Raw genomic sequence first — 19,914 nt, forward strand, 5'->3', positions numbered from 1 at the left:
GTTACTTGTTCTCCGCAGACTCTTTTGGCTCTTTCGCCACAACCTGAATACCCAGTTCGCCCAGAGAGGCTGGATTCGCGAAGCTTGGTGCTTCGGTCATCAGACACGCTGCTGCGGTGGTTTTCGGGAAGGCGATAACGTCGCGGATGTTATCGGTGCCGGTCAGCAGCATGGTCAGACGGTCAAGACCGAACGCCAGGCCTGCGTGTGGCGGCGTACCGTACTTCAGCGCGTCCAGCAGGAAGCCAAACTTCTCGCGCTGCTCTTGTTCATTGATGCCGAGAATACCGAACACGGTCTGCTGCATGTCACCACGGTGAATACGCACGGAACCGCCGCCCACTTCGTAGCCGTTGATAACCATGTCGTAGGCGTTCGCCACTGCATCTTCCGGCGCCGCTTTCAGCTCTTCGGCAGTCATGTCTTTCGGCGAGGTGAACGGGTGGTGCATTGCGGTCAGGCCGCCTTCACCATCTTCTTCAAACATTGGGAAGTCGATAACCCACAGCGGCGCCCACATGTTTTCGTCGGTCAGGCTCAGGTCTTTACCCAGCTTCAGGCGCAGTGCGCCCATCGCGTCAGCAACCACTTTCTTGTTGTCGGCGCCGAAGAAGATCATGTCGCCGTCCTGCGCGCCGGTGCGCTCAAGGATCGCTTCAATGATTTCTGGGGTCAGGAACTTGGCAACCGGGCTGGTGATACCTTCCACGCCTTTCGCACGTTCGGTCACTTTGATGTAAGCCAGGCCTTTCGCGCCATAGATCTTCACAAAGTTGCCGTATTCGTCAATCAGCTTACGGGTCAGTGCAGCACCGCCCGGTACGCGCAGCGCAGCCACGCGGCCTTTCGGATCGTTAGCCGGGCCGGAGAATACCGCGAACTCAACGGCTTTCAGCAGGTCAGCAACGTCAACCAGTTCCATTGGGTTACGCAGGTCCGGTTTGTCGGAACCGTAACGGCGCTCTGCTTCGGCGAAGGTCATGATCGGGAAGTCGCCCAGATCCACACCTTTAATTTCCAGCCACAGCTGACGCACCAGCGCTTCCATCACTTCACGCACCTGCGGTGCGGTCATGAAGGAGGTTTCGACGTCGATCTGGGTGAATTCTGGCTGACGGTCAGCGCGCAGGTCTTCGTCGCGGAAGCATTTAACGATCTGATAGTAGCGGTCGAAGCCGGACATCATCAGCAGCTGTTTGAACAGCTGAGGAGACTGTGGCAGCGCATAGAACTTACCTTTATGTACGCGAGACGGTACCAGGTAATCGCGCGCACCTTCCGGAGTCGCTTTGGTCAGCATCGGGGTTTCGATATCGAGGAAACCGTGATCGTCCATAAAGCGACGCACGAAGCTGGTGATTTTAGCGCGGGTTTTCAGGCGCTGAGCCATTTCCGGACGACGCAGGTCGAGGTAGCGGTACTTCAGACGCGCTTCTTCGGTGTTGACGTGGTTGGAGTCCAGCGGCAGTGATTCTGAACGGTTGATGATGGTCAGATCGGAGGCCAGAACTTCGATAGCACCGGTTGCCATATCCGCGTTGATGTTCTTTTCGTCACGCGCACGAACGGTGCCGGTTACCTGAATGCAGAACTCATTACGCAGTTCAGAGGCTAACTTCAAGGCATCCGCACGGTCCGGATCGAAGAACACCTGTACGATGCCTTCACGGTCGCGCATGTCGATAAAAATGAGGCTACCGAGATCACGACGGCGGTTGACCCAACCACACAGAGTCACCTGCTGCCCAACGTGGGACTGTCGAAGCTGTCCGCAATATTCTGTACGCATGAGATATCCCTTAACTTAGCCGTCGGCGGATTGTCGCCTGTCATGCAGGCGTTACTGTCGCAGCTTTAGCTGAATGTCACTACTAGATGAAAAAAGGGGGCTATTATACTGGAAATTCTCGCTCGCGATAAGCCCGGAGCAGCTTATACCCTAAATACTTCGAGTTGCAGGAAGGCGGCAAGGGAGCAAATCCCCAGGAGCGTACATAAGTACGTGACTGGGGTGAGCGAGCGCAGCCAACGCACCTGCAGCTTGAAGTATGACGGGTATATACGACTGTTTGCTGAACGCTTATTGCCTACACTCACAAAAATTAACAATAATTATCCGTTCATTCACCAGGCGTCGATTGTAAGGTATGCCCCCGACAGCCCGTTTACAGAGGAACCACCATGCTGAATTTAGACGCCAAAAAAACCGCCCTTGTGGTGATTGACCTGCAGGAAGGCATTCTGCCGTTTGCCGGCGGCCCGCACACCGCTACCGACGTGGTCGCCCGTGCCGCCCGTCTCGCCGACAAGTGCCGTGCGGCATCCGCACCCGTCGTGTTGGTTCGCGTAGGTTGGTCAGCAGATTTTGCCGACGCGCTGAAGCAGCCGGTGGATGCACCTGCACCGGCCAAAGCGCTGCCGGAAAACTGGTGGACCTACCCGGCTGAGCTCGGCAAACAGGACAGCGATATTGAAGTGACCAAGCGTCAGTGGGGCGCGTTTTACGGCACCGATCTTGAAGTGCAACTGCGTCGTCGCGGCATCGACACCATTATCCTGTGCGGTATTTCTACCAACATCGGCGTGGAGTCTACCGCGCGGAACGCGTGGGAACTGGGCTTTAACCTGGTTATCGCCGAAGATGCCTGCAGCGCGTTCAACAACGATCAGCATCAGAGCAGCCTTTCGTATATCTTCCCGCGTATTGCGCGCGTACGCAGCACCGACGAGATCCTCGCGGCGCTATGATTTATCTTGGGCTTCCCCAATGGTCGCACCCGAAATGGGTGCGCCTTGGTATTACCAGCCTTGAAGAGTATGCCCGCCACTTTAACTGTGTGGAGGGCAACACCACGCTCTACGCCCTGCCGAAGGCCGACATTGTCGACCGCTGGCTGGCGCAGACCGATGATAATTTCCGTTTCTGCTTTAAATTCCCGGCCACCATTTCGCACCAGGCCGCCCTGCGTCATTGCGACGATCTGACCCTTGAGTTTTTCCAGCGGATGGCGCCGCTTGCTGGGCGAATTGGGCAGTACTGGCTTCAGCTTCCGGCCACCTTTGGCCCTCGAGATCTTCCCGCGCTGTGGGCTTTCCTCGATGGGTTACCGAACGTTTTTCACTACGGCGTTGAAGTGCGTCACCCGCAGTTTTTCGATAAGAGCGACAGCGAGCGGCTGCTTAACCGTGGCCTGCACGAGCGCGGCGTAAATCGCGTGATCCTCGATAGCCGGCCGGTACATGCAGCTAAACCTCACAACGAAGCGGTACGAGAAGCCCAGCGCAAAAAGCCGAAAGTACCGGTGCATGCGGTGGTGACCGCTGAACAGCCCATGGTGAGATTTATCGGCAGCGATGATATGGCGCAGAATCAGGCCATGTTTGCGCCGTGGCTGAAGAAACTGGCGCAGTGGCAGCACACCACCACGCCTTATCTGTTTTTGCACACCCCGGATATCGCCCAGGCGCCTGAGCTGGTGCATTCTCTGTGGGATGCACTGCATTCCGTCCTTCCCGAACTGGGTTCCGCACCGTCGATTCCACAACAATCTTCTCTTTTTTGACATTCATACCTATGATAATGAGTAGCCTCTGCCAACATAAAGGGAGTTTGTATGGTTAGCGCGCTGTACGCCGTACTCGCGGCGTTGTTGCTGATAAAATTTTCCTTCGACGTCGTACGCCTGCGCCGACTTTATCGCGTCGCCTACGGTGACGGCGGCTTTAGCGAGCTGCAAAGCGCCATTCGCATTCATGGCAATGCGGTGGAATATATTCCGATTGGCGTCGCCCTGCTGCTGTTTATGGAAATGAACGGCGCAGAGACCTGGATGGTGCACCTCTGCGGCCTGATGCTGCTCGCTGGGCGGTTGATGCACTACTACGGTTTTCACCATCGGCTGTTCCGCTGGCGACGTTCAGGCATGATCGCCACCTATCTTTCGCTGTTGCTAATGGTGCTGGTGAACCTGTGGTATATGCCGTGGGAGTTGGTTTTCTCGCTGCGTTAGCGCACAATACGCCGTTTTTATTTTTCCGGATTTAACCTAATGTCTGACCGCGATACGCTTTTTTCTGCACCGATTGCCCGCCTCGGCGATTGGACCTTCGATGAACGGGTAGCCGAAGTTTTCCCGGATATGATCCAGCGCTCCGTGCCTGGCTACTCGAATATCATTTCCATGATCGGCATGCTGGCCGAGCGCTTTGTGCAGCCGGGTACCCAGGTTTACGACCTTGGCTGTTCACTGGGTGCCGCCACCCTTTCCATTCGCCGTAACATTGCCCACGACAACTGTCGCATTATCGCCGTTGATAATTCTCCGGCGATGATTGAACGCTGCCGTCGCCATATCGACGCCTACAAAGCGCCGACCCCGGTGGATGTCATTGAGGGCGATATTCGCGATATCGAGATTCATAACGCCTCGATGGTGGTGCTGAACTTTACGGTCCAGTTCCTTGAGCCCGCAGAACGCCAGGCATTACTCAACAAAATTTATCAGGGGCTGAACCCTGGCGGCGCGCTGGTGCTGTCAGAGAAGTTCAGCTTCGAAGATGCGACCGTCGGCGAGTTGCTGTTCAACATGCACCACGACTTTAAGCGCGCCAACGGCTACAGCGAACTGGAAATCAGCCAGAAGCGCAGCATGCTGGAAAACGTGATGTTGACCGACTCGGTTGAAGTCCACAAAGCCCGCCTGAGTCAGGCCGGTTTTGAGCATAGCGAGCTGTGGTTCCAGTGCTTTAACTTTGGCTCTCTGGTGGCACTGAAGGCGGGAACCCCGGCATGATCGAGTTTGGCAATTTTTATCAGCAAATCGCAAAAAGCCCGCTGTCCCACTGGCTGGAAACGCTGCCCGCGCAGATTGGCGCCTGGCAGCGCGATCAGCACGGCCTGTTTAAGCAGTGGTCCAACGCCGTTGAATTTCTGCCGGAAATTCAGCCGTGGAAGCTCGACCTGCTACACAGCGTTACCGCTGAAAGTGAAACGCCGCTGAGCGAAGGCCAGGTTAAACGCATCGATACCCTGTTGCGTAACCTGATGCCGTGGCGTAAAGGGCCGTTTTCGCTGTACGGCGTGAACATCGATACCGAATGGCGCTCTGACTGGAAATGGGAGCGCGTGTTGCCGCACCTTTCGGACCTGAGCGGGCGTACCATTCTCGACGTGGGCTGCGGTAGCGGCTATCACCTGTGGCGCATGATTGGTGCAGGTGCGCACATGGCGGTCGGTATCGACCCAACCCATCTGTTCCTGTGCCAGTTTGAAGCAGTGCGTAAACTGCTGGGCAACGATCAGCGCGCACATCTGCTGCCGCTGGGCATTGAGCAGCTTCCGGCGCTGAAGGCGTTTGATACCGTTTTCTCTATGGGCGTACTGTACCACCGCCGTTCACCGCTTGAGCATATCTGGCAGCTGAAAGATCAGTTGGTCAGCGATGGTGAACTGGTACTGGAAACGCTGGTGGTTGAAGGCGATGAGAACACGGTGCTGGTGCCGGGCGACCGCTATGCGCAGATGCGTAACGTCTACTTTATTCCGTCGGCGCTGGCGCTGAAAAACTGGATGGAGAAGTGCGGTTTCGTTGACGTGCGCATTGCCGATATGAGCGTGACTTCCACCGAGGAACAGCGTCGCACCGAGTGGATGATCACCGAGTCGCTGGCCGACTTCCTCGATCCAAACGATCCGAGCAAAACGGTTGAAGGTTATCCGGCACCGCTGCGCGCGGTGTTGATTGCGCGTAAACCGTAGCGGTTGTGCCCTTCCCGGCGGCGCTGCGCTTGGCCGGGCTACAGGTTCGTACCCAACGCGGTGAAATATGACGGCGATTCGCCTAAATATTTCGCTCTGCAACAAGGCGAGCGAGGAAAGCCAACGCAGTGGCAGGGCGAAATATAACGGCGAAAAAAAGGCCCCTGTTTAATGGGCAGGGGCCTGGTACAAGCAAGCATCATATTGGGCGAATATGACACGCGGTAAAAAACTTTTAGCTACACGTGGCGCTCAATGATTTCTCTCATTGCCGCTACCGCCGCGCCATCGACGGTATAGCGAGAATACTCATCAGCTTCAGGATCCGTTGACATTGATAATCCGGGGTTGCGGTAACGCATTTCGGAGGGCACCCATTGCCCGGCTGAACTGTGCACTTCTTTGACACCGGCTTCGAGGAAGAGAGAAAGGTTGCTCGCTCTTACACCTGCACCTGCCATAATGGTTGGAGTATCACTCCTACCAATAAGTTCCCGAATTAATAAAATACCTTTTTCCGCCGACGACTGCTGGCCGGAGGTGAGAACCCTGGCAACCCCTAATTCCGCAAGCTGTTCAATAGCCTGCTGAGGATTCGCGCACATATCAAAGGCGCGATGGAAGGTCACCGCCAGCGGGCCTGCCGCCACCATAATCTGACGCATGCGGGGAATATCCACCTGCCCTTCGGGATTCAGCACGCCAATCACAAAGCCGGGATAGCCCAGCGAACGAATCTGACGCACATCTTCCAGCATGGTGGCAAACTCGCCGTCGGTATAACAGAAATCACCGCCTCGAGGCCGGATAATCGGGTGGACGGGAATCGTCACCCGATGACGCGTGGCTTTCAGCACACCGTATGACGGTGTCAGCCCGCCCTCGAGCGGCGCCGCACACAGTTCAATACGATCCGCCCCATTCTGCTGCGCGATAACCGCGCATTCCGTGCTGTAACAGCAGATTTCCAGCAATGCCATATTTCTCTCCGTTTGATTCAGCGAAAGATCATGCCACCGTTCCCGCCTGCAGACCCGGCGTTAGTTCACATAGTTACACTGGCTGGTTACATTGCCTGCTCACTGGCAACAATTTCCTCAATCGTCCATGGATGAAACTTCACCGTCACCTTACCATCGGTAACCGCCATCGTCGGGTTCGGTAGACGCTCGCGTTCGCCTTTTGGTGAACTGGTTTTGACCGAAATACCCGGCTGGCTCAGCCCGTCATCAGACAGCAGCGCCAGCGCGCGGGCGTTCAGCCCTTCCGGCTCGCCCGGCAGAACGATTTCGATATGTTCCCAGCCTTCATGCGGATAGCGTTTCTCTCCCGGCCACGGCAGCTCAACCACCGTAAACTGCCAGTGGGCCACGCAAACCGGCTCCTCAAGCTTAAACAGACAAATCGGTCGACCGTTGATGATATTTTCCGACAGCAGCGTACCGCACTGCTCGAAGCCGCGACGCCACCGTTCGGCGGTGGTGTTCTGGTGGCAGCGCAACGAGATATGGTCGGCGTTGAGCGGCGCGATATCGAGCCCCAGCCGTTGGGAAAGCGCCGCCAGTGCGTCGGTGAAGCGCGGAAGATCCGCAGCGATATCCTGCAGTTCCGCGATAGTCTGCCAGTTTGCCATTTCAGCCCTACTCTTATTCCATGAAAAGGCTAATCTACCCTGTTGTGGGCCCCGAACCAACCGTTCGGCGAGATGAGCGATTAATCCCTGCTCAGGCAGCGTTTTTTCACTATGGCAGAGGGCGGCCCGATGCTGACGGCATCAGGCAAATGCAGTATACTCCCGCCTTAATTTATCCACACCCGGCGCTGGGCCGTGCAGGTTGCAGCGTCTAAAACGTAAGGTATTCCGGTGAATATTCAGGCTCTTCTCTCAGAAAAAGTCAGTCAGGCCATGATTGCGGCAGGCGCGCCTGTCGATTGCGAACCGCAGGTTCGTCAGTCAGCAAAAGTACAGTTCGGCGACTATCAGGCTAACGGCATGATGGCAGTGGCCAAAAAACTGGGCATGGCACCGCGACAACTGGCAGAGCAGGTACTGTCTCATCTCGATCTGAACGGCATTGCCAATAAAGTCGAGATCGCCGGGCCAGGCTTTATCAACATCTTCCTCGACCCATCCTTCCTGGCCGAGCACGTAAGCCAGGCGCTGAAAAGCGATCGTCTGGGCATCACCCAGCCAGAAAAACAGACTATCGTGGTGGACTACTCCGCGCCAAACGTGGCAAAAGAGATGCACGTCGGCCACCTGCGCTCCACCATCATTGGTGACGCTGCCGTCCGAACGCTGGAGCTGATGGGCCATAAAGTGATCCGCGCGAACCACGTCGGCGACTGGGGCACCCAGTTCGGTATGCTGATTGCGTATCTGGAAAAGCAGCAGCAGGAAAACGCCGGTGAGATGGCGCTGGCCGACCTCGAAGGTTTCTACCGCGAAGCGAAAAAACATTACGACGAAGATGAAGCCTTCGCCGAGCGCGCACGTAGTTACGTCGTGAAGCTGCAGGGCGGCGACGAATACTTCCGTAAAATGTGGCGTCAGCTGGTCGACATCACCATGACTCAGAACCAGCTGACCTACGATCGCCTGAACGTCACCCTGACCCGTGATGACGTGATGGGTGAAAGCCTGTACAACCCAATGCTGCCGGGTATCGTCGCGGACCTGAAAGCAAAAGGTCTGGCGGTGGAGAGCGAAGGCGCAACCGTGGTGTTCCTGGACGAGTTCAAGAACAAAGAAGGTGAACCTATGGGCGTCATCATCCAGAAAAAGGATGGCGGCTACCTGTACACCACCACCGATATCGCCTGTGCGAAATATCGTTACGAAACCCTGCATGCCGACCGCGTGCTGTACTACATCGACTCCCGCCAGCACCAGCACCTGATGCAGGCGTGGACCATCGTACGTAAAGCCGGTTACGTGCCGGATTCCGTACCGCTGGAGCACCACATGTTCGGCATGATGCTGGGTAAAGACGGCAAGCCGTTCAAAACCCGTGCTGGCGGTACCGTCAAGCTGGCGGATCTGCTGGACGAAGCGCTGGAGCGCGCACGTCGCCTGGTGGCAGAGAAGAACCCGGATATGCCAGCAGATGAGCTGGAAAAACTGGCCAACGTCGTCGGTATCGGCGCGGTGAAATATGCGGATCTGTCCAAAAACCGTACCACCGACTACGTATTCGACTGGGACAACATGCTGGCCTTCGAAGGCAACACCGCGCCGTATATGCAATACGCTTATACCCGCGTGCTGTCCGTGTTCCGTAAAGCGGAGCTGGAAGAGAGCGCGATCATCAATGCCGCAGTGACCATCACTGAAGACCGTGAAGCACAGCTGGCGGCGCGTCTGCTGCAGTTCGAAGAGACGCTAAACGTCGTCGCTCGCGACGGTACCCCGCACGTGATGTGTGCTTACCTGTACGATCTGGCAGGTCTGTTCTCCGGCTTCTACGAGCACTGCCCTATCCTCTCCGCCGAGAACGAAAGCGTGCGTAATAGCCGTCTGAAACTGGCGCTGCTGACGGCGAAAACCCTGAAGCTGGGTCTGGATACCCTGGGTATCGAAACCGTAGAACGTATGTAATCATCTCGAGTGATGTGAAAAGCCCGCGCATGTCGCGGGTTTTTTATATCGCGCATTTCCCGGCGGCGCTCTGCCTGGCCGGGCTACAGGCTAAATCCCCGCAATTTGTTACAAAACACAAGGAATGACACATTTCCCTATAGGGATGGTACATTTTTTGTCTGTCATGCCAGTGACCGCTCCGTATGATTAGGCGGCTTAAACACTGGGTACCGTAATGACTTTTAGAGACTATGAAGCGGAGCGAAAGCTCTTCATGCGCCGCGCGATCGTGGCCTTTGGCCTGGTGGTGGTCTGCTTTGGCATACTGATTTTCAATCTCTACCATCTGCAGATTGACGAACACAGCTACTACGCCACACGTTCTGATGCCAACGACATCAAGATGCTGCCGGTCGCGCCGACCCGCGGCATTATCTATGACCGCAATGGCATTCCGCTGGTGAAGAACGTCACCTGGTACGATATCTCCGTTACGCCTTACAAAATCGACGACATGAACGCGCTACTGCGCGAACTGACGCCGCTCGTTGACCTGACGCCTGACGATATTGACCAGTTCCATAAAGCGCTTAAGTCCAGCAGCCGCTACCGCCCTGTGGTCTTAAAGAGCGCCCTCTCCGACGTCGAAATCGCCCGTTTTTCCGTGAACCAGTTCCGCTTTAGCGGCGTGACGATCGACAGCTATGAAGACCGCCAGTATCCCTACGGTGCCGAGCTGGCGCACGTGCTGGGCTACGTGTCGAAAATCAACGATAGCGATCTGAAAACGCTGGATAAAGAAGGCATTGCGGAAAACTATGCCGCCGACCATAACATCGGCAAACAGGGTATCGAGCGCTACTACGAAAATGAACTGCACGGCAAAACCGGCTACCAGGAAGTGGAAGTCGATAACCACGGGCGCATCGTCCGTCTGCTAAAAGACGTGCCGCCGGTGGCGGGTAAAGACATTCACCTGACGCTGGATCTGCATCTACAGGAATACATTGAAAGTCTGCTGGTTGGTCAGCGCGCGGCGGTGCTGGTAGAAGACCCGCACGATGGTTCCGTGCTGGCGATGGTCTCAAACCCCAGCTATGACCCGAACCCGTTTGTGAAAGGGATAAGCTACAAAGATTACAATTCGCTGCTGCAGGATAAGAACCTACCACTGATTAACCGCGTCACCCAGGGGCTCTATCCGCCCGCCTCCACGGTGAAGCCCTATATGGCGATGTCGGCGCTGCTCGACGGCGTGATCACTCCGCAAACCAGCTTCTTTGGCGCGCCAACCTGGACGCTGCCGGGGACCCAGCGCCACTATCGCGACTGGAAAAAAACCGGCCACGGTATGCTGGACGTCACCAAAGCGATTGAAGAGTCCGCCGACACCTTCTTCTATCAGGTGGCCTATATGATGGGCATCGACCGCATCAATAATATGCTCAGCCAGTTTGGCTACGGCAAGCCAACCGGGATCGATCTGGACGAAGAGTACACCGGCCTGCTGCCGAGCCGCGGTTGGAAAGAGAAAGTGCACAAAAAAGCCTGGTATCAGGGCGACACGATTTCCGTCGGCATCGGCCAGGGTTACTGGATTGCTACCCCAATTCAGATGGTGAAAGCGATGGTGGCCCTGCTCAACAATGGCCGTGTGATCCCGCCACACCTGCTGAAAGATGAAGAGTCCGGCAAGACGGTTATTCCGTACCGGCAACCGGCTAATGAACCGCAGATTGCCAGTGCCGCCTCACCATACTGGAACCTGGTGCGCCAGGCGATGTTCGGTATGGCCAACGCGCCAAACGGCACCGGCTATAAGTTTTTCCATACTGCGCCTTACGGTATCGCGGCGAAAAGCGGCACCTCGCAGGTGTTCAGCCTGAAAGAGAACCAAACCTATAACGCGAAAATGATCCCAACGCGCCTGCGTGACCATATCTTCTATACCGCTTTTGCGCCGTATAAAAATCCGAAGGTTGCGGTTGCGCTGGTGCTGGAAAACGGGGGGAGTGATGGTGTGGTCGCGGCACCAGTGATGCGCCAGATCCTCGACCATCTGTTTGTCCCCCAGGACGACGCGCAGCTGCCGTCGCCCCAGGGGTAAGTTGACGTGAACGTCGGGTGCATTAGCGCCCGGCGGATACGGCCTCAACCACAACCGGAGATTCATCTTTTTTGAACAGCGGGCTATTGCCCCAGCACTCTTCGTAGCGATGACCGACCAGGTCTTCCACCACCGCGCGCACTTCAGGGGTAATATCTTCCAGCTTGCCGCCCGCTTTAATACGCGCCACTTCTTGCAGCACCACTTTGTGGGTTTCGCGGTCCAGTTTCATCTGCTTACTGAAGACGATAGCCATCAGCGCCAACAGCGCCACACCGCCGCAGAACACCACCGCAATCGCGTTCACCGCGCTTTCCGGCTGTACGTGCGCTTTAGACTGGAAGCCGTAGTAGCTCAGAATAGCCCCCATCACGAAGACGATAATCGAGCGCAGGATTTTGCCGGAGAAGGTCATCGCACCGGCGTAAATCCCCTCGCGGCGGCGACCGGTATAGACTTCATCCACGTCGGCCAGGAAGGTATAGACCGTCCAGGGAATGTAGTACACGCCGCCGGTGCCCAGACCGAAAATAATCGTGATCCCGAACATCAGAATGGTCGCCAGATGCACTGGCAGATGGAAGAACCACAGTGAGGTGTAGAGGAATACGGCGAAAATCACGATGCAAAGCGCAATAATATACGGCTTACTGAAGCCTTTTTTCACGCACAGGCCGATAAACAGCGCGGTGGAAATCAGCTGCAGGATGGAGTTCAGGCTGTTCAGCCCCGCCACCATCGCCGGGTCATGCTGCAGTACGAAAATAACAAAGTAGGTAAAGATTGACGCGAACAGCCACTCGGCGCCAAAGCCGCACAGGTACATGCCGAGGTGCTTACGGAATACCCGCAGGTAGAAGGTGGAGCGCATATCTTTCGCCAGCGACAGCAGCGTTTGCAGCAGGGTCGATTTGACCTGAGCTTCCGGCTCCTCTTCGCGCGGACGCTCCCAGCTGTTGTACCACAGGCAGGCTACCGCCGCGATGAGGATCGCGCCGTAGGTCAGGCCGGTCAGGAAGAACGGCGTCGCTGAATCTTTACCGTAAATCAGGATAAACTGCCCAGGAATGAACGCGGCGAGGAAGTTAGCTAGTTTACCGAAAATCGCCTTATAGCCGGTCAGCTTCGAGCGCAGCGCAAAATCGTCGGTCATCTCGGTGGCCAGCGTTTCGTATGGCACCATCACCGAGGTGTAGATAATCTCGAACATGACGTAGGTGGCGAGGTAGTACCAGAAGCTCAACCCTTCTACCCACAGCAGCGGGTAGAACATCATCAGTGGAATGCCGATAAGCAGGAAGAAACGGCGGCGGCCAAAGCGTTTGCCCAGCGCGGTTTTACCAAAATTATCGGTGAGATAACCCATCAGCGGGTTACTGATTGCGTCAATGACGCTTGCAACGGAGAAAATGAACGCCGCCTCAATCAGCGTCAGACCACAGAATGTGGTATAGAAGTACAGAAGCCACGCGCCGCTGATCGCCAGCGCGCCGCTCCCCAAAAGGTTTCCGCCTCCGTATGCCAGTTGATGGCGCAGATTGACAGGTCTTCCCTGCAGCCCGTGGGGGGCTGAAGCCGCATTTCTTGCCATAAAATTAAACCTCGTGTTTTATTATTTTGAAACACTGTTTTTATATTCTTATGGTGAATGATGAAATGTGAGCTATATCACCATTGTCATTGCGGCTATTAGCCATGCGCCAGGAATGCGATCTGGTTAAAATTTTTTTATAACCAAAAGTAAAAATAACAACTTTTTTTGATGGAAAGGGCAATAAAAAACCCGACCATCTGCATAGCCGGGTTTTTGAAGCGCTAAGGCTTAGAAGAACTTACGCAGATATTCCGTCAGGCACAGAATCGCCATGGCCTGGCCGTACGGCATGGAGGTTAGCGGGATTTCACGATAGAAATCGAGATTGGAACCCATCCCGGTACCGAAGGAGGTTTGCAGTAACTCCCCTTCTGGAGAAACGTGCTTCACAATGCCCTTAATGGCTTTCTCCGCAACGTCGGCATACTCCTGACCAACATAGCGTTTACGCACCGCTTTCAGAATGCCGTAGGCAAAACCAGCGGTCGCCGACGCTTCCAGATAAGAGTTCGGGTCGTCCAGCAGCGTATGCCACAGGCCGCTGTCGTCCTGGCATTTCGCCAGCGCGGCGATCTGCGCATTCAGCACCTGTACCAGATAACGACGCACCGCGTTGTTCTCCGGCAAATCCACCAGCTCAAGGAAGTCAGGAATCACGATAGTCAGCCAGCTATTGCCGCGCGCCCAGCGCGCATTGGCAAAGTTGTGGTTTCCTTCGTAGTTCCAGCCGTGGAACCACAGCCCGGTTTCCCGGTCCATCAGGTTCTGCACGTGCAGCAGGAACTGATACACCGCCTCTTCCACGTAGTCCGGGCGATTCAGCAGCTTGCCGATTTTCGCCAGCGGCAGCACGGTCATCATCAGGGTGTCATCCCACATCTGCTGATGGTTCTCTTCCGCCAGCGTGATGTGCTGCATACCGCCGTGATCGGTGCGCGGCATCTCGTTCATCGCCCACTCGGCCCAGGTTTCCAGCCACGGCAGATACGCCGGGTTGTGCGTCTCTTCATAGCGATAGGCCAGCGTCAGGAACGGGGCCATAGTGTTGACGTTTTTGGTGGTCGCGCCTTCAGCGAAGCGGTCGGCGAACCAGCTATCAATAATGTCGCGCATCGCCACGTCGCCGGTCTGCTGGTAGTACTGATAGATACCGTACAGACCCACACCGTGCGTCCACTCCCAACCTGCCCAGCCTTTGGTGTCAATCACGCGACCATCGTCCAGGCGCAGCAGAAATTGACCAGTCTCATCCTTGATATTCACCAGATTGTTCGTCACCGTCTGAATCAAGGCTTTCAGCTCTTCCCGGGAGATAAAACGCTCCGGTTGACGTAATAATGGGCTATGTTTGACGGGCCAAACTTTCATATCTTTAACCTCTGTTGTAAGTCGAATTCAATGTTGCAGCCTGCTTCAGCGAAGGTGCAGCAGGTTTATTACGATTCAGGTAACCAATATTGTTGTTGCCCCACAGGGATTCGTACGGCATACCCGCCAGCATTTCGACGGTTTCACGCGCCTGGGCAGTGACGGTTTCCGGTACCACGTGGCCGGAATCACGCATTTTTGCGGTTTCTTCACGCAGTACACCGTGGGTTTTCAGGTTCAGCTTGAAGCGCAGTGAGACCAGGAAGCCCAGCGCCAGCACGATGATGGTCCCCATGCTGAGGATCAGCAGAATGGTGTGGCTCACTTCAGGCGGCTGGGTTTTCTGCCCGGAGACAAAGCCGGAGAGCTGCATGATGATCCCCACCAGCATCACGGCACCCGCCTGAGAGGCTTTACGCGTCAGGGTCATAATGCCCGCGAAGATGCCTTCACGGCGCTGGCCGGTGATCACTTCATCCACGTCAGCAATATAGGTGTAGGTGTTCCACGGTACGTAGTTGATACCGCCACGGCCCAGACCGGCCACCGCGGAAATCAGCAGCAGCAGCGAGTAGATATCGCTCAGTCCTGCGTAGTACAGCGCTGCGTAGGAGAACGAACCGATGCCGAACAGCACGACCACCATGCGGTAAGACGGCGCCGGTCCAAAGCGAATGCACAGCGGGATCATGGCGATAACAGCAATGAACTGGAAGATAGCCATGGTGCCCAGCAGGTTAGAGGCCACCGAGGCTTCCTGCATCAGCACAAACACAACATAGTAGGTGAAGACGGCGTTAAACACGTCCTGAGCAATATAGCCACCGAGGTACATCCCCAGATGCTGACGGAAGATCTTAATGCGCAGCGTTGAGGAGAGTTCGATGAACAGACGGCTCATGCTCTGGCCGAAGGTCAGATGTTTCTTCTCGGCTTCAGCCTGCAGCGCCGCCGCCGTCCACTCTTCACGTGGACGTTCCCAGGTGAAGAACCAGACAAAGGTCAGCATCAGCGCGCACAGCACGGAGAACACGAGGCTGGCGTAGAAGAAGGAGACCGCGTTGTCTTTACCAAAGTGAGTCAGCAGGATGCCCGGCAGGAAGGAAGCCAGAATTGCCGACATCTGCGCCATACCGATACGCGCACCGGAGAATTTGGTCTTCTGCTTGAAATCGTCGGTCATTTCCGGCACCAGCGTTTCGTACGGCACCAGAATCATGGTGTAAACCACATCAAAGATCAGGTAGGTCACCAGGTAGTACCAGAAGCCCATGTCCCCTATCCACATAAAGGAGTAGCTGAACACGCAAGGAATACCGAGCAGAATAAAGAATTTACGACGACCGAAGCGTTTACCGAACCAGGTTGAGCCAAAGTTATCGGTTAAGAAGCCCATCAGCGGACTGACAACCGCATCCAGAACCCTGGCGGTTGCAAAAATAAAGGTCGCTTCGATGGGAGAGAGCCCACAGAAGGTGGTGTAGAAGTAGAGGAGCCATGCGGCGGTCAGCGCGGTGGTGCCTGCGCCGAGAAAATCGCCCGAACCGTAGGCGAAGTAATTCACCAATCCTATTTTTCGCGTTCTATTCATTGCCGTCAATCCTGTGCCTTTTATTATTGGAACTCCTTCGGCGCGCTATCGCTTCACCAAAAGGAGTACTGACACGGCTACAGTAAAAGTATGCGTAGAGGGATACCTTCCTATTTCTGCCAGCACGACGGCTGGATTGGCAAAAATGCAAAGAGTCGTGGCATATGTGTCACTGATTTATAAAACAACGTTTCTTTACGATCAAAAGGAAGGACCAGAAATGCGACATCGCCACCAGATTAGGGTGGCGATTGGTGAATTGTGCGGCGGTTAGCGGTAGTTAACAATGATTTGTACGCTTTGCACCTTCAATGCTGGAATTAATCGCCCACCTCCGGGGATTTCCCAGATGAAACGAAAAGGCTCTGATGCCGACACCTGGCTAAACGCCATGGTGGTGCCACTTTGGGCATCCAGCTCGGTACAGCGGGTCAGCGAACACAAGCGAGTGCGCAGCCCGGCAGGCGTGGGGCCGTTAAGCTCGTAGCGCCAGGCCACCAGCGTGGTGGCCCCCTGAACGGGTGACGTCGCGGCGAGCGGTGCCGACGAGGCAGCAACGCCGCGATAGTTCAGCGTAATGCCCATATGGCTCGCCTGCCAGGCCCCCTCGCCTGCCGCCTGCGCCAGCATCGGCAGAAAGAGTAATAGCAGCAACCGGCGCATTACTTACCTCCAATGGTCGCGGTCATGCGGATATTGCGGTTATCCGACAGCTCCATATTCGACAGTACCACCAGCTGCGGCAGGCTGCGGCGCAGGAAGCGCGACAGCAGCGGACGCAGCGCATGGTTCACCAGCAGCACCGGCGGTGCACCGAGCATCTCCTGACGCGCCAGCGCCTCCTGAGTTTGCGCCAGCAGACGGTCCGCCAGTCCCGGCTCCAGCCCGCCGCCGCCCTGCAGCGCCTGCAGCAACAGACGCTCAAGCGGCGTATCCAGGCCAATCACCTGCACTTCATCATTACCCGGGAACCAGCGCTGGGTAATCGCCCGGCCCAGCGCCACGCGCACCACCGAGGTCAGCTCGCCCGGATCGGTCTGAATCGGCGCGTGTTCCGCCAGTGTCTCCAGAATGGTGCGCATATCGCGAATCGGCACCTTTTCGTCGAGCAGATTTTGCAGCACTTTGTGCAGCGTAGTCAGCGTCACCACGCCCGGCACCAGATCTTCGGTCAGCTTCGGCATATCTTGCGAGACGCGATCCAGCAATTGCTGCGCCTCCTGACGACCAAACAGCTCAGACGAATGGAGACTAATCAGATGGTTAAGATGGGTCGCTACCACGGTACTGGCTTCCACCACCGTGAAGCCCTGAATTTGCGCCTGCTCTTTCAGCGCGCTTTCGATCCAGATAGCCGCCAGACCAAAGGCCGGGTCGGTGGTGACTTCACCCGGCAGCGTCCCCGCCGCCGTGCCCGGGTTAATCGCCAGCCAGCGCCCTGGATAGGCTTCGCCGCTGCCAATCTCAACGCCTTTAAGCAGGATACGGTAGCGCGCAGGCGGGAGATCCATATTGTCGCGGATGTGCACCACCGGGGGCAAAAAGCCCATCTCCTGCGCGAATTTCTTACGGATACTGCGAATGCGCCCCAGCAGTTCGCCGTCCTGCTGGAAATCCACCATCGGAATCAGCCGGTAGCCCACCTCCATGCCGAGGGTATCTTCTAGCTGTACGTCGCTCCAGGTGGCCTCAACGGCTTGAGTGCTGGTTTCCTGAGGTTTAGCCACCTGAGGCTGTTCCGGCGCTTTCATTTCGCGACCGCGGATCCACCAGGCCAGCCCTAACAGCGCAGCGGTAAACAGTAAGAACACCAGGTTTGGCATGCCCGGCACCAGGCCCAGCAGACCCAACACCCCGGCGCTCAACAGCATCACGCGCGGGTTGCTGAACAGCTGGCCGACCATCTGCTCGCCCACGTCCTGCTCGGTACTGACGCGCGTGACGATAACGCCCGCCGCGGTCGAGATAACCAGCGCAGGGATCTGTGCGACCAGACCGTCACCGATGGTCAGCAGGGTATAAGATTCCGCCGCTTTGCCGAGATCCAGCCCATGCTGCAATACACCGACCAACAGGCCACCGATGACGTTGATGACCATGATCAGAATACCGGCGATGGCGTCACCGCGAACGAACTTGCTCGCACCGTCCATCGAACCGTAGAAGTCCGCCTCCTGGGTCACTTCAGAGCGACGCTTTTTCGCCTCATCTTCCCCGATGATCCCGGCGTTCAGGTCGGCATCAATCGCCATCTGTTTGCCCGGCATCCCGTCCAGTACGAAGCGCGCGCCCACTTCCGCGATACGCCCGGCCCCCTTGGTGATAACCATAAAGTTGATGATAACGAGGATGATAAACACCACGATACCGATGGCGAAGTTACCGCCCACCAGGAAGTGGCCGAAGGCTTCTACCACCTTACCCGCCGCCGCCGCACCGGTATGCCCGTCCATCAGAATAATACGGGTGGAGGCCACGTTCAGCGCCAGGCGCAGTAAGGTAGTAAACAGCAGGATGGTCGGGAACGCGGCAAACTCCAGGGTTCGCTGGGTGAACATCGCCACCAGCAACACCATAATCGACAGCGCAATGTTAAAGGTAAAAAGCAGATCGAGGACGAAGGCCGGCAGCGGCAGCACCATCATCGACAGGATCAGCAGGATCAGCACCGGCCCGGCAAGCACCTGCCACTGGGTGGATTTCAGGTTGCTGGGGAGGCGCAGCATTGCGACAAGATTAGCCATCAGAGTCCTTCTCGTTCAAAAAATCCAGTGCCTCTGGCACCGGTAAGTTATCCGGTTTTTTCGGCGGTTGACCGCCCGCGAGCCGCCAGCGTTTAAGCTGCCAGACCCAGGCCAGCACTTCCGCCACCGCCGCGTAAAGCTGGCCGGGGATCTGCTGGCCGATATCCGCATGGCGATAGAGCGCACGCGCCAGCGGCGGGGCCTCCAGCATCGGGATACGATTCTCTTCGCCGATTTCACGAATACGCAGCGCCACCAGCCCCGCGCCTTTCGCCACCACTTTCGGCGCGCTCATTTTGTTTTCGTCGTACTGTAGCGCCACCGAGTAGTGGGTCGGGTTATTGACGATAACGTCCGCTTTTGGCACGTCCGCCATCATGCGTCGTCTCGCCGCCGCGCGCTGCATCTGGCGAATACGCCCTTTCACGTGCGGGTCGCCTTCGCTTTGTTTAAATTCGTCACGGATATCCTGACGCGACATGCGCAGCTTTTTCAGATGGCTGTGGATCTGCCAGAAGACGTCGAACCCCACCATCGGGATAATCCCCAGCGCCACCAGCAGCGCACAGAGCCCGACCATATTGAGGGCGTTGCCCATCGCCGACAGCGGCGATTCACTCACCAGTCGCATCATTTGCGGCCAGTGCATCCACATAAAGAAACCTGCCACGGTCCCCATCAGCACTGCTTTCATGATGGCTTTCGCCAGTTCCGCCGCCGTCTGGGCGGAGAACATGCGTTTAATCCCCGGCAGCGGATTGAGCTTGTCGAGTTTGAGGGCGAGGGATTTGGTGCTGAAGACCAGGCCGCCGAGCATCATCGGGGCCACTAACGCCACCGTCACCACGCCGACAATCAGCGGCAGCAGCGCCAGCATGGCCTCTTTGAGCAGCATGATTATCTGCCCGAGAATTAAATTGGGATCGTTAACGATACTGTGGTCAAAACGCAGGCCGCCGGAGAGCAGGTTTGCCAGTCGACGCGCAAGGGACTCCCCGCCCAGCCAGAGCACACAAACACCCACCAGCAGCATCAGCACCGATGTCAGCTCGCGGGATCGCGGGATTTGCCCCTCTTCACGCGCTTTTTCAAGTCGTTGGGGTGTGGGGTCTTCTGTTTTGTCGTCGTCGCTTTCTTCTGCCACGGCTTCACTCTCGCAATTACGGTCGCGA

The 19,914-nt window shown here is 56.5% G+C and carries 16 protein-coding genes; 7 read left to right on the forward strand and 9 right to left on the reverse strand.

Annotation, left to right across the window (positions count from 1 at the left end; genetic code table 11):
- Position 1: 1 nt before the first annotated feature.
- The gene (gene aspS / locus AB2B48_RS08790) at positions 2 to 1,789 is read right to left on the reverse strand and encodes an aspartate--tRNA ligase (RefSeq protein WP_368301551.1); all 1,788 of its coding nucleotides are present in this window, start codon (positions 1,787 to 1,789) and stop codon (positions 2 to 4) included.
- A gap of 392 nt (positions 1,790 to 2,181) precedes the next feature.
- Here aspS and AB2B48_RS08795 point away from each other — a divergent pair, with 392 nt between their 5' ends.
- From AB2B48_RS08795 to cmoB, 5 genes are read left to right on the forward strand one after another with little or no spacing between them, the layout of a single operon-like run.
- Entirely contained in the window at positions 2,182 to 2,748 is a 567-nt protein-coding gene (locus AB2B48_RS08795) for a hydrolase (protein ID WP_220438788.1), read from the forward strand.
- Positions 2,745 to 3,563, forward strand: coding sequence for a DUF72 domain-containing protein (locus AB2B48_RS08800; protein ID WP_368301552.1), 819 nt, complete (start codon positions 2,745 to 2,747; stop codon positions 3,561 to 3,563). Before AB2B48_RS08795 ends, AB2B48_RS08800 begins: the two co-directional genes overlap by 4 nt.
- Positions 3,564 to 3,614: 51 nt before the next feature.
- Positions 3,615 to 4,010: an MAPEG family protein gene (locus AB2B48_RS08805; RefSeq protein WP_185667569.1), complete on the forward strand. Its 396-nt coding sequence runs from the start codon at positions 3,615 to 3,617 to the stop codon at positions 4,008 to 4,010.
- Positions 4,011 to 4,049: 39 nt separating this feature from the next.
- Positions 4,050 to 4,793, forward strand: a complete 744-nt coding sequence (gene cmoA / locus AB2B48_RS08810) for a carboxy-S-adenosyl-L-methionine synthase CmoA (protein WP_185667568.1) — start codon at positions 4,050 to 4,052, stop codon at positions 4,791 to 4,793.
- A complete protein-coding gene (gene cmoB, locus AB2B48_RS08815; protein WP_185667567.1) occupies positions 4,790 to 5,758 on the forward strand; it encodes a tRNA 5-methoxyuridine(34)/uridine 5-oxyacetic acid(34) synthase CmoB in 969 nt (322 codons plus the stop codon). Before cmoA ends, cmoB begins: the two co-directional genes overlap by 4 nt.
- Positions 5,759 to 5,997: 239 nt before the next feature.
- Here the strand turns inward: cmoB and cutC are convergent, their stop codons facing one another.
- Both cutC and AB2B48_RS08825 read right to left on the reverse strand, forming a co-directional pair.
- A complete protein-coding gene (cutC, locus tag AB2B48_RS08820) occupies positions 5,998 to 6,738 on the reverse strand; it encodes a copper homeostasis protein CutC (RefSeq protein WP_368301553.1) in 741 nt (246 codons plus the stop codon).
- Positions 6,739 to 6,824: 86 nt separating this feature from the next.
- Complete coding sequence (locus AB2B48_RS08825; protein WP_220439261.1) at positions 6,825 to 7,391, reverse strand: VOC family protein; 567 nt, start codon at positions 7,389 to 7,391, stop codon at positions 6,825 to 6,827.
- A 231-nt stretch (positions 7,392 to 7,622) separates the two neighbouring features.
- On the opposite strand from AB2B48_RS08825, the gene argS reads away from it, so the two are divergent.
- Positions 7,623 to 9,356: an arginine--tRNA ligase gene (gene argS / locus AB2B48_RS08830; protein ID WP_368301554.1), complete on the forward strand. Its 1,734-nt coding sequence runs from the start codon at positions 7,623 to 7,625 to the stop codon at positions 9,354 to 9,356.
- A gap of 217 nt (positions 9,357 to 9,573) precedes the next feature.
- Positions 9,574 to 11,445, forward strand: coding sequence for a penicillin-binding protein 2 (gene mrdA, locus AB2B48_RS08835; protein WP_368301555.1), 1,872 nt, complete (start codon positions 9,574 to 9,576; stop codon positions 11,443 to 11,445).
- A gap of 22 nt (positions 11,446 to 11,467) precedes the next feature.
- Here the strand turns inward: mrdA and AB2B48_RS08840 are convergent, their stop codons facing one another.
- The 6 genes from AB2B48_RS08840 to flhB form a co-directional block, all read right to left on the reverse strand.
- Complete coding sequence (locus tag AB2B48_RS08840) at positions 11,468 to 13,036, reverse strand: MFS transporter (RefSeq protein ID WP_368301556.1); 1,569 nt, start codon at positions 13,034 to 13,036, stop codon at positions 11,468 to 11,470.
- Between the two features lie 231 nt (positions 13,037 to 13,267).
- Positions 13,268 to 14,407: a glycoside hydrolase family 88/105 protein gene (locus AB2B48_RS08845; RefSeq protein WP_368301557.1), complete on the reverse strand. Its 1,140-nt coding sequence runs from the start codon at positions 14,405 to 14,407 to the stop codon at positions 13,268 to 13,270.
- Between the two features lie 4 nt (positions 14,408 to 14,411).
- Positions 14,412 to 15,998 carry an MFS transporter gene (locus tag AB2B48_RS08850; protein ID WP_185667560.1) on the reverse strand — a complete coding sequence of 529 codons (1,587 nt, stop codon included), beginning with the start codon at positions 15,996 to 15,998 and terminating at the stop codon, positions 14,412 to 14,414.
- A gap of 270 nt (positions 15,999 to 16,268) precedes the next feature.
- On the reverse strand, positions 16,269 to 16,661 hold the full coding sequence (locus AB2B48_RS08855) for a flagellar protein FlhE (RefSeq protein ID WP_368301558.1): 393 nt from the start codon (positions 16,659 to 16,661) through the stop codon (positions 16,269 to 16,271).
- Positions 16,661 to 18,742: a flagellar biosynthesis protein FlhA gene (gene flhA, locus AB2B48_RS08860; RefSeq protein ID WP_368301559.1), complete on the reverse strand. Its 2,082-nt coding sequence runs from the start codon at positions 18,740 to 18,742 to the stop codon at positions 16,661 to 16,663. The genes AB2B48_RS08855 and flhA overlap by 1 nt, the downstream gene beginning before the upstream one ends.
- Positions 18,735 to 19,886 (reverse strand): flagellar biosynthesis protein FlhB, encoded by a 1,152-nt coding sequence (gene flhB / locus AB2B48_RS08865; RefSeq protein WP_185667557.1) that lies wholly within the window; start codon positions 19,884 to 19,886, stop codon positions 18,735 to 18,737. The genes flhA and flhB overlap by 8 nt, the downstream gene beginning before the upstream one ends.
- Positions 19,887 to 19,914: the final 28 nt, after the last annotated feature.

Origin of the sequence: Kluyvera sichuanensis, assembly GCF_040930405.1 — a bacterium.
In the GTDB taxonomy this organism is placed as follows: domain Bacteria; phylum Pseudomonadota; class Gammaproteobacteria; order Enterobacterales; family Enterobacteriaceae; genus Kluyvera; species Kluyvera sichuanensis.

What these genes read in the sequence shown, in the direction of transcription:
- aspS (WP_368301551.1), bottom strand. Translation starts at nt 1,789, where the DNA reads ATGCGTACAGAATATTGCGGACAGCTTCGACAGTCCCACGTTGGGCAG.
- AB2B48_RS08795 (WP_220438788.1), top strand. Translation starts at nt 2,182, where the DNA reads ATGCTGAATTTAGACGCCAAAAAAACCGCCCTTGTGGTGATTGACCTG.
- AB2B48_RS08800 (WP_368301552.1), top strand. Translation starts at nt 2,745, where the DNA reads ATGATTTATCTTGGGCTTCCCCAATGGTCGCACCCGAAATGGGTGCGC.
- AB2B48_RS08805 (WP_185667569.1), top strand. Translation starts at nt 3,615, where the DNA reads ATGGTTAGCGCGCTGTACGCCGTACTCGCGGCGTTGTTGCTGATAAAA.
- cmoA (WP_185667568.1), top strand. Translation starts at nt 4,050, where the DNA reads ATGTCTGACCGCGATACGCTTTTTTCTGCACCGATTGCCCGCCTCGGC.
- cmoB (WP_185667567.1), top strand. Translation starts at nt 4,790, where the DNA reads ATGATCGAGTTTGGCAATTTTTATCAGCAAATCGCAAAAAGCCCGCTG.
- cutC (WP_368301553.1), bottom strand. Translation starts at nt 6,738, where the DNA reads ATGGCATTGCTGGAAATCTGCTGTTACAGCACGGAATGCGCGGTTATC.
- AB2B48_RS08825 (WP_220439261.1), bottom strand. Translation starts at nt 7,391, where the DNA reads ATGGCAAACTGGCAGACTATCGCGGAACTGCAGGATATCGCTGCGGAT.
- mrdA (WP_368301555.1), top strand. Translation starts at nt 9,574, where the DNA reads ATGACTTTTAGAGACTATGAAGCGGAGCGAAAGCTCTTCATGCGCCGC.
- AB2B48_RS08840 (WP_368301556.1), bottom strand. Translation starts at nt 13,036, where the DNA reads ATGGCAAGAAATGCGGCTTCAGCCCCCCACGGGCTGCAGGGAAGACCT.
- AB2B48_RS08845 (WP_368301557.1), bottom strand. Translation starts at nt 14,407, where the DNA reads ATGAAAGTTTGGCCCGTCAAACATAGCCCATTATTACGTCAACCGGAG.
- AB2B48_RS08850 (WP_185667560.1), bottom strand. Translation starts at nt 15,998, where the DNA reads ATGAATAGAACGCGAAAAATAGGATTGGTGAATTACTTCGCCTACGGT.
- AB2B48_RS08855 (WP_368301558.1), bottom strand. Translation starts at nt 16,661, where the DNA reads ATGCGCCGGTTGCTGCTATTACTCTTTCTGCCGATGCTGGCGCAGGCG.
- flhA (WP_368301559.1), bottom strand. Translation starts at nt 18,742, where the DNA reads ATGGCTAATCTTGTCGCAATGCTGCGCCTCCCCAGCAACCTGAAATCC.